10 protein-coding genes and 3 pseudogenes are annotated in these 8,970 nt (G+C 43.1%); 5 read left to right on the top strand and 8 right to left on the bottom strand.

What is annotated here, in order from left to right:
• Window positions 1-482: 482 nt before the first annotated feature.
• The 3 genes and pseudogenes from AB1L08_RS10485 to AB1L08_RS10475 form a co-directional block, all read right to left on the bottom strand.
• The gene (locus AB1L08_RS10485) at window positions 483-851 is read right to left on the bottom strand and encodes a TIGR00366 family protein (RefSeq protein ID WP_413064599.1); all 369 of its coding nucleotides are present in this window, start codon (window positions 849-851) and stop codon (window positions 483-485) included.
• Window positions 851-1,104 (bottom strand): annotated as a pseudogene (locus AB1L08_RS10480) (TIGR00366 family protein); the annotation flags it as partial. The gene AB1L08_RS10485 and the pseudogene AB1L08_RS10480, both read right to left, overlap by 1 nt.
• Window positions 1,104-1,274, bottom strand: a pseudogene (locus tag AB1L08_RS10475) (hypothetical protein); the annotation flags it as partial. The pseudogenes AB1L08_RS10475 and AB1L08_RS10480, both read right to left, overlap by 1 nt.
• A gap of 288 nt (window positions 1,275-1,562) precedes the next feature.
• Here AB1L08_RS10475 and AB1L08_RS10470 point away from each other — a divergent pair.
• From AB1L08_RS10470 to AB1L08_RS10460, 3 genes are all read left to right on the top strand, one after another.
• Window positions 1,563-1,778, top strand: a complete 216-nt coding sequence (locus AB1L08_RS10470) for a hypothetical protein (protein WP_413064598.1) — start codon at window positions 1,563-1,565, stop codon at window positions 1,776-1,778.
• A 171-nt stretch (window positions 1,779-1,949) separates the two neighbouring features.
• The gene (locus AB1L08_RS10465) at window positions 1,950-2,111 is read left to right on the top strand and encodes a hypothetical protein (RefSeq protein ID WP_413064597.1); all 162 of its coding nucleotides are present in this window, start codon (window positions 1,950-1,952) and stop codon (window positions 2,109-2,111) included.
• Window positions 2,112-2,203: 92 nt separating this feature from the next.
• The gene (locus AB1L08_RS10460; RefSeq protein ID WP_413064596.1) at window positions 2,204-2,347 is read left to right on the top strand and encodes a hypothetical protein; all 144 of its coding nucleotides are present in this window, start codon (window positions 2,204-2,206) and stop codon (window positions 2,345-2,347) included.
• 44 nt (window positions 2,348-2,391) lie between these two features.
• Here AB1L08_RS10460 and pabC read toward each other — a convergent pair whose 3' ends face one another.
• From pabC to AB1L08_RS10440, 4 genes and pseudogenes are all read right to left on the bottom strand, one after another.
• The gene (pabC, locus tag AB1L08_RS10455; protein ID WP_413064595.1) at window positions 2,392-3,237 is read right to left on the bottom strand and encodes an aminodeoxychorismate lyase; all 846 of its coding nucleotides are present in this window, start codon (window positions 3,235-3,237) and stop codon (window positions 2,392-2,394) included.
• Between the two features lies 1 nt (window position 3,238).
• Window positions 3,239-3,820: an anthranilate synthase component II gene (locus AB1L08_RS10450; protein WP_413064594.1), complete on the bottom strand. Its 582-nt coding sequence runs from the start codon at window positions 3,818-3,820 to the stop codon at window positions 3,239-3,241.
• A pseudogene (locus tag AB1L08_RS10445) lies at window positions 3,798-5,224 on the bottom strand (anthranilate synthase component I family protein). The gene AB1L08_RS10450 and the pseudogene AB1L08_RS10445 overlap by 23 nt, the downstream one beginning before the upstream one ends.
• Before the next feature lie 113 nt (window positions 5,225-5,337).
• Complete coding sequence (locus AB1L08_RS10440; protein ID WP_413064593.1) at window positions 5,338-6,579, bottom strand: GTPase family protein; 1,242 nt, start codon at window positions 6,577-6,579, stop codon at window positions 5,338-5,340.
• 121 nt (window positions 6,580-6,700) lie between these two features.
• On the opposite strand from AB1L08_RS10440, the gene AB1L08_RS10435 reads away from it, so the two are divergent.
• Together AB1L08_RS10435 and AB1L08_RS10430 are read left to right on the top strand one after the other, a co-directional pair.
• Window positions 6,701-6,961, top strand: coding sequence for a hypothetical protein (locus tag AB1L08_RS10435; protein WP_413064592.1), 261 nt, complete (start codon window positions 6,701-6,703; stop codon window positions 6,959-6,961).
• 7 nt (window positions 6,962-6,968) lie between these two features.
• On the top strand, window positions 6,969-7,799 hold the full coding sequence (locus tag AB1L08_RS10430) for an endonuclease I family protein (protein ID WP_413064591.1): 831 nt from the start codon (window positions 6,969-6,971) through the stop codon (window positions 7,797-7,799).
• Here AB1L08_RS10430 and AB1L08_RS10425 read toward each other — a convergent pair.
• The gene (locus tag AB1L08_RS10425; RefSeq protein ID WP_413064590.1) at window positions 7,778-8,920 is read right to left on the bottom strand and encodes a DEAD/DEAH box helicase; all 1,143 of its coding nucleotides are present in this window, start codon (window positions 8,918-8,920) and stop codon (window positions 7,778-7,780) included. The two genes, AB1L08_RS10430 and AB1L08_RS10425, sit on opposite strands and share 22 nt — an antisense overlap.
• Between the last annotated feature and the right edge of the window lie 50 nt (window positions 8,921-8,970).

The raw sequence follows: 8,970 nt of genomic DNA, 5'->3' as shown, positions 1-8,970 counted from the left end.
AAGTGGAGGAAATTGGAAAAAACACCAGGATAGCATCTTATTTACAGGGTTTTAACAACCTATATCACGGATTCAGGATTATATTAAAGTAATTACTCTGATTATATATGTGGTAACAGAACAGCAAATTAGGATGACAAATTCCAGTTTGTAAGGTTGAAATAATTAATTCTCACTTTTATTAAAATGGATCGAAGATTGTGATAGGGTGTACATACATTAACGGGTGGCACACATTATATAAGGAATTAAAACTTTTCTGGGTAAATTTAATTCAGAAATTTATTAAATTCAATGTTAAAATACAGTTCGATAACAATTGAGGAGTCTATTCAAGAATCAGGGCCCGATTGTGAAACAAAAAATAACAGGGAAGATACATATTAGTCATGTATAATATGTATTCCCCCTTTACGATTTAGGTCTTGATAATATACGATATCCGCGTTTTGTCGGCAGGACCCCTTATAATGTTTTTTTATTTATTGGAATAGGACAATACCTGTAATTGCAATAATATTACCTACGATAAAGAGCAGAACTGAAAATCCCATTAGATCTCGTAAGTCAATTTTAGCAATTGCGATTAATGGCAATGCCCAGAATGGACAAACAATGTTCCAAATACTTTCTCCCCATGCAACACCCATGGCTACTTTCCATGGCTCTACTCCCAATGTTTCTGCAGCTGGAAGCATGAAAGGCGCTTGAACAGCCCAGTGTCCTCCTGCAGAAGGGATAAAAATACTAATTATAATGGATAAAAAGTAACTAAACAGTTCATAAGTTTTGTAAGTCGCTAAGCTTAATAACCAGTCAGAAATCATCATTACAAGCCCACTGCCACCCATTATTCCCATCTACCTGCATAAAGGGGGAACTGAAGTATAATGCCTGACGCTGAAGACGTTCCTTCTCCGATCGCATTAGAATATTTAATTAAAGATCCGTGAGCAAAAACACCTAGAACATAAAAATGATGGCGATTGAATTAATATTCAAGTTAAAACCATTATTAGCAAAATAATAAACAAGGTATAATAAACCGAATAATCCTAGAGTCATACCTATGATTTTACTTTTATCAAATCTTTCGGCTAATGTTAAATTTTTACTTCTGCTTCCGAAGAAACTGCAGCCTCCTCTTCAAATAAAGATCCATCAACCGTTACTTCTTGTCCTTTTTTTGGCATCATTAGTACAAGTAGAATCGGTATAGCAATTATTAAACCAAACGTAATAAATAATGACTGAGAACCAAATATGGTTTCTGTTAGAGGAACAAGACCTCATATTACCGTATTAACATGAATCCGTGAAGGTAATATCCAGTTAAAAATTCCTCCTTCTCCTACCGAAAAAAGACTAGCCGAAATCCAGAAACCAGCTTATTATATTTTGAATTTGTTCGAATTTAACACAAAGCCTAATCATGTCATCATTGAACTGATTGTAGCGTTAAACCGGCCCATAGACGAATACCCATTTTGTTAAAATCGGGTTTCATCTTTTTTCCTGGGTCATATGGTGTATAGACAAAAAACTAAAGAAGGTGAATTGACATGAATCCTTATTTATATGGCTATCATGGTTATCCCATGCATGATTATGGTTATCCCATGCATCATCACGGTTATCCCATGCATCACCACGGCCATCCCATGCACCATCATTGGCATGATCACGGATTTGAGATGGACCAGATGCAATTTCAACATCAGGGCATGCATCCATATGCCATGCACCATATCCACCCTCACCACCATCATATGCATTAATGAAAATCGGATTAATAAGCTTGAGCGCTTGACAAGGGCGCTCTTTTATTTGTACATAACAAGGCTGCAGGAAATGTTTATTTGAAATTTATGGCTATTTTTGTCAGAGAAAAATTTTTATGATGAATGGAATACTTTCATGAGCATACATTTTACCAAGGGGGAATGCTCATGGAATTATGGATTACATTTGGTTTGGCAGGTGTATTGGCCGCTATCGCAGGATTTCTTGTTTATTATATCAGTACCGGATTGGATTTTGATGATCCGCTTAGAATTGATCCCTCCCCTTCTGATGAACCGGAAAAAACAAATAAGAATCATAAATTTTAAAAATATATTGACAAATGGGAATAGGATGTTTTATCTTTTAAAAAACAGGGTAATGACATGTAATAATGATCGGAAAACTGGAGGGAACAACGATGGAATTATCGGTTTTGATTGGATTGATCGTTTTTTTAGCGATAATTGCCGGAGGACTCGTTTTCTTTATCGGTTCCGCCTTAGATTTTGAAGATACCAGAAAAATCGATCGGCCTCCTTCCAATGACTGGCATCATGAATGATAAAAATGGAAAATCTCCTGCAGGCTGCAGGAGATTTTTTGCCTTTATTCATCGAGCATGGATATGTTGTCCTCATATTTTTTATAAAGCTGACGGACAATAGCTCCCCTGTTCCCTGGCAATTCACGCTTCATGAACTTGTGAACGGGGACGATTTCCTGAATGGAGTTGGTGAAAAACATTTCATCTGCCTCATGAAGGGCGCTCTCTTTAAATAGGCCTTCTTTAACGGGAATGCCCGAGCGTCCAGCCATTTTTAATATGAATTGCCTTGTAATTCCGTTTAAAATGCCCGTTTCGAGGGCAGGTGTGTACAAGACGCCCTCTTTTGCCCAAAATAAATTGGAAGTGATACCTTCTGCCAAATATCCTTCTTTTGTCAGGAAGATGCCTTCCTTATCAGGGTCAGGTCCGATCTCTCTTTTGGCGGCAGCATTGTTGAAAAAATGGTGGGATTTCAGCCGGCTTCCTGTTTCCGGCGTATTGCGCCGCAGTTTTAAAATGACCGCCTCTTTTTCCCGGAGGGGAGTGAGCGGCGGAAGCGGTTTTTGAAAAATAATAACGGTCGGATCTTCATACAGGGCTGTTTGCAGGCCGATGTCACCTATCCCTGCTGATACATTCATCCGGATGTAGGAATCCGGGAGCCCATTGATACGGCATAATTCGTGGATGATTGGCTTGATTTCGGAAGGTGTAAACTCTCTGTCTATCCCCAGCTCATTTAATCCATCGTTCAGCCTTTCTAAATGCTCTTCCAATAAAAACGGCTTCCCATTATATGTACGAAGCGTTTCAAAGATGCCCAAACCATATAAATAGCCATGGTCAAAAGGTGAGATGGCCGCCTTCTCCTTCTTGACAAACTTCCCATTTAAAAATAAAACCAATTTACTTCACAGCCATTCGAGTGATTTTCATAAAGTTGGCAAAAAGCTGTTTCCCATCACGGGTCATGATCGATTCGGGATGAAACTGGACACCTTCGACCGGCCATTCCTTATGGCGGATTGCCATGATTTCTTCATCTTCACTTTGCGCACTCACTTCCAAACAGGATGGGAGCCCTTCCCTGTTGACCAGAAGCGAGTGATAGCGTGTTGCCCGAAACGGTTCATCCAGTTCGGAAAAAATGGTTTTTCCGTCATGGTGGATTTCTGATGTCTTCCCGTGCAGCACATGTGGCGAAATACCGATTTCGCCTCCAAAAGCAACGGCCACCGCCAGGTGCCCAAAACCAATGCCAAAAATCGGAATTCTCCCGGAAAAATGCCGAATGATCCTGACAGTCATTCCTTCTTTTTCCGGCATGCCTGCTCCCGATGCAAGAATGATGCAGTCGGGGGAAAGCTTATCCATTTCCTGGAGTGAAAGCTTATCGGCCCGCTTGACGGCCACTTCCCTTTCCATAGCGCCAATCAACTGTACAATGTTATATGTAAACGAATCATCATGATCGATAATGAGTACCAACGCCAATCCCTCTTTTCTCTGCCAGTTCCTTTGCTTTCCAAAGGGCAGCCGCTTTTTTCAAAGATTCCTTGTACTCTGCCGCCGGCTCCGAATCAATGACGATTCCCGCCCCGGCCTGTACATGGCACATGTCCTCTTTTATCAGCATCGTGCGGATCAAAATATTGAAATGGAGATCACCGTTAAACCCGATCCAGCCAAGTGAGCCGGTATAGACCCCGCGTTTTGCGGGTTCCAATTCTTCAATCATTTCCATTGTCCGTCGTTTGGGTGCGCCCGTAATCGAACCGCCGGGAAATACAGCCTCCATTAAATCGTTTAAACTTTTATCTTCCGAAAGCTCGCCGCTTACATGTGAAACGAGATGCATGACATGTGAATATTTTTCGATCACCAACAGTTCATCGACTTTGACAGATCCGTAATCACATACTTTCCCGAGATCATTCCGCTCCACATCGACGAGCATAATATGTTCCGCCCGTTCTTTTTTATTGGTGAGCAATTCGTCTTGCAGAGCCCAATCCTCCGCCTCGTCTGCTCCGCGCGGCCTTGTTCCCCCAATTGGCCTCGTTTCTACATGGCGGCCATTTTTTTAATGAGCATTTCCGGTGATCCCGACACGATTTGACATTCAGGTGTATGAAAAAAACCCATATACGGTGAAGGATTCAATTTCCGTAATTCTTTGTACACCTGGATTGGCGGAACGGAAATGGGCTGCGACTGGCGCACCGTCAGGTTAACCTGTGAAACTTCACCATCTCTAATGTATTGCTGAATCTTTTTAACAGCAGCCTTAAACGCAGCCTCCGGTAAAGAAACTTGGATATCGTGATCGCCTTCTCCGGCATTTTCTGACATGCATTCCCCGATCGTTTGTTTGGATGCTTCCAGCCATTCCCATTTCATCCGGTCAATTGATTCCTCGGCCCTTCCATGCCGTAATGACATTAACCAGAGACTCTGTTCCTCATGGTCAAAAACAGCCCATTGGTCAAAAACCAGAAAATATAATATGGGAAATTGCACATCGTCTTTGACAATTTGGGGCAGGTTCACTACATGCTCTATGTAATCATAGCTAATAAAACCGATGGCTCCGCCTTGAAAATCGGGTATTCCCGGCAAAGGAGCAAAGGAAAAACGCTTCATCCATTTTTCAAGTGCTTCAAACGGCTTACCTTCCAATATCTGTTTCTCACCGTTATGAATAACCTCCAAACCGTTCCCAACTGCTCTTGCTTCCGCAAATGGACTGATCCCTGCAATACTGTACCGCCCTGTCCGCCCGCTTTCCAATAATACGTGCTTCTCCTTTTTGCGCGTCAGATGAGTGTATGCACAAAAAAAGCCATCTGAATCGAATGGTATTTTTTCAAAGATCACATTTCGTTTTGCCATATGTCAACACTTCCTACCTGTTCATATAAACATCCCATCCAAATTGTAAAATAAATGGTTGACAGAGTACAACCATTAATTAAAAATAAACTCCGCGGAGCTTTCCCCGTTGATCATTCTTTTTCCTGCTCTTTGCGAAAATGCTTCTTTTCTCTCTCAAATGCCTGCTTTGCTTTTTTCAAGTCCTTTCCCTCAATGTAATAGGCAATGCCTGCCTGGCCGATGCCATACGTTACCCCGCCGGCCACTGCGCCGGAAAGGACGTTCCCGGCAGCAGGAATCATTTTGGCCGCTGAACGGACTCCTTCCCTTACGACGAAAGCAACGCCAAAATTGACCCCAAGCGCTCCGATAAATTCGCCGGCAGTTGCCCTGCTGATTTCCCTTCCTGATATATAGGCGATCGCCATAATCATGATGGCTTGAAGGGCCGTTAACAGCGGCATATCCGCAAACGGAATCGGCTCAATTCCGATGATCACCGCCATGCCGGACATTGTTGCGACGATCTTCTGTGCCGCTTTTTTTTTAGCCGGAACCGCTTTTGCCGCTTTTGCAGTTTTTAATTTGGCATCATTCGGAAGAATGTCGACTAAATAAGCAGCCAGTTCATCCACGTTCCAGCGCATATCATAAACGATATTTCCGTCTTCATCAAAATCTGTATACGTGCAGACCGGAATCGTTGTGATAAGGGGAATGTGATGTTCCTTAAAGCGTTTTTCCATTAAATGGACGCCCGCTTTGATATTTTTTGCTTTTTCAGGATGGCCATCCAGCGGAAGCTGTTTATAATAAGGCGGATCAAGTTCATCCACTTGCGTCACGACGCAAATGACAGGTACATCATAGCTGTGGGCTTTGCGGATGAATGCCCTGATATCATTCAGTTCGCGCAAGTCTTCATCCACCCGTGCATCTGTTTCTTTTGCCTTGATTAAAAACAGGAATACATCCGGCGGATCGTCTTTCACTTCCTTTTTCATTTGTGCCACTGCACTATATTCATCTGCTTTTAGCGGCTTCTCGCTTTCACCAAGCCCCCTGGAATCCAGCAGCCTGATCTTCTTTTCTTCATCCGAAGGGTACCAAAGCCATTTTCCCCGTCCCGTACCTGCCTGGACGGATCCGGTCGCTTGCCGTCTTTCCCCAAACAAGGCATTGATGAGTGATGATTTTCCGGCCCCCCTTCTTCCAACAAGCGCAATTCTTGGTTCCCGTGCATCGATTGTAAGCTCCTTCAATTCAATGATCCTGGACTTCATTTTTTGTTTTGCATTGCCTGACAGCGGCAGCCTGTCCACCTGCTCCTTCAGATTTTTGAATACAGAAAAGAAGTTTTTGTCATTGCCCATCCCGATCCCTCTCGATCTGTGTTATATATGTATTTATATTTTCCCTATTTACCGTAATTGAACCATTTTCTATTTCTGTTTTTTACATCAAAAGATTATAATGGACAGGAGAGGAACGGTGATGATGGAGCTTTTACATTGGTCGTATACGAAAAAATACAATATTATGGCAATGTTTAATCCCTTTTTCCATTCAAAAGTTATTTTCAGGCCGATTAAAGACTATTATTTCGTTTATACCGTTCATTGGTCCTCCAGCGATCCTGTTGTTACCCGCCAGGATTTGGAAACGATGGAAATTCTGATGAACCGCGAGCTGGAAACAGAACAATCCTATTTTAAGAGACTTGTTTACAGGAATAATCCGGCAGGAACGGAGTGATGATGCAATGGTCAAGGCACTGGAGAAAAATCTCCATAGATTAAGAGAAAATGATCTTGTTTATTACGATGCGAAAGCGGACAGGGATGAAATCATCCAATATTACCGGCGTGTCAATCTGTGGGAAGTGAAATCATTATTCCGGCAGCTGCATGCCCTTGTGAAACAGACCCATAAAAACCGCCTTCCCTATACGGTAAGCAAAGACCAATATTTATATACGTGGGTGGATCTTCAGCCTAACGGTGAAATTAAAAGTATATACTCCGGAAAAAATCAAGATCCGGCCATCTTGATGGCAAAAGATGAAGAAGTTCGAAAAAAGCATGAACAGCTGATGGCAGAAAACAGCTTTCCCGATTACGTGCCGGCGGAACTGAAATTTAATGCCGAACACATTGTCCCGCAATCCTGGTTTTCTGGACGTGAGCCCATGAAAGGTGATTTGCACCATCTTTTTGCATGTGAACCAAGCTGCAACGCAACCCGGTCCAATTTTGCGTACTATGACTTTCCGGAATACAACCCGGAACTGCCCACTGAAAAAATACGAAACCAATGCGGCGTAGCTTCATCCGGGCTGTTTGAACCGGAATTCGGTAAAGGAACGGTTGCCCGCGCCCTGCTTTATTTTATCCTTCGTTATCCGAAAGGAATTAAAAAAGCATTTCGAAAAAAAGTGGACTTCACGCTCCTGCGGAATTGGAACAAGGCATTTCCCCCGGAGCTTTACGAAAAACACCGGAATCAGGCCATCTACCATATACAGGGAAATCGCAACCCGTTTATCGATTTTCCGGAGCTTGCGGAAAACGTTTATTTCCCCCTGCGGTGGTAATCTTTTGGTTGGCTAAACTCACCTTTATAGAGCCGCTTTCTTAGTATTGGAACCCCCAGCTTCCTGCCGTATTTTTGGAGTTCCCGTTCATCCCTTGGATGAACGAGTGAAACAACGGTTCCGGATTTGCCCATTCGGCCCGTTCTTCCGGAACGGTGGATATATTGTTCTGAGTCTTCCGCCAAATCAAAATGAATGACGTGTGATATCCCTTGAATATCCAATCCTCTTGCAGCTATATCCGTAGCGAGCAGGATACTGATATCTCCGGAATCCAGCTTTTTTAATGCCCTTTTTCGTTCATCCTTGCGCAAATCACTGTGCAGAATGGCCAAATCAACTCCCTCATAGGACAACTTATCCGCAATGACATGCAAATGACCGACAGAACGGATGAAAACGAGTCCTTTCATCCCGTCCATTTTCGCGATTTTACCCAGCAATTTGATTTTTTCGCGCGGCTCGCACAACAAATAAACATGCTCGATTTTAGATGGAACAGCTTGTTCCTCCTCAACTGTGACCCATTCGGGCTCCCGCCCCAGCATTGTCTTGACTTGGTCGGGATCTTGCAAAGCAGTTGCTGAAAAAAGTAGCAGCTGCCGGTCATTCAGCGCGGATTTTACTATACTGCGGACAGCGTCGAAGTGTTCTTTTTCGAGCAGCTCATCCCCTTCGTCCAGCACAATGGTTTTCACTTCATGCATCTTCACTTTTTTCATTTGAATCAGTTCCCATATTCTTCCTGGTGTTCCAACAATCAGTTGCGGGCGCTTTTTCAGTTTTTCCATTTGCCGCTTAATATTGGCCCCGCCGACGAGTGAGGTGCTCGAAATCCCTGTTCCTTCAGACCATTTTTTAATTTCCTCGAAAATTTGCATGACGAGCTCCCGTGATGGAGCCAAAATGACTGCCTGTGTTGCTTCCTTTGTTTCATCCAGCTGATTTAAAATCGGCAGTAAATAGGCAACTGTTTTGCCGGTGCCGGTAGGAGACCGGACAATGACATCCTTTCCTTCCAAAATGGCCGGTATGGCCCGTTCCTGAACGGGTGTCGGCTCCTTAAAAGACTTTTTCCAGGTTTCCTGCAATGCAGGTTTTAGGCTATGTAAAAAACCCATTTCATTTCCTCATTTCAACTTGTTTATGATGGATGCATCCCAAAGGCCCC

The organism is Siminovitchia jepli, from assembly GCF_047228825.1.
In the GTDB taxonomy this organism is placed as follows: domain Bacteria; phylum Bacillota; class Bacilli; order Bacillales; family Bacillaceae_C; genus Siminovitchia.
Note: the sequence above shows the minus strand (reverse complement) of the source record. Positions and strands in the feature narration are given on the sequence as shown.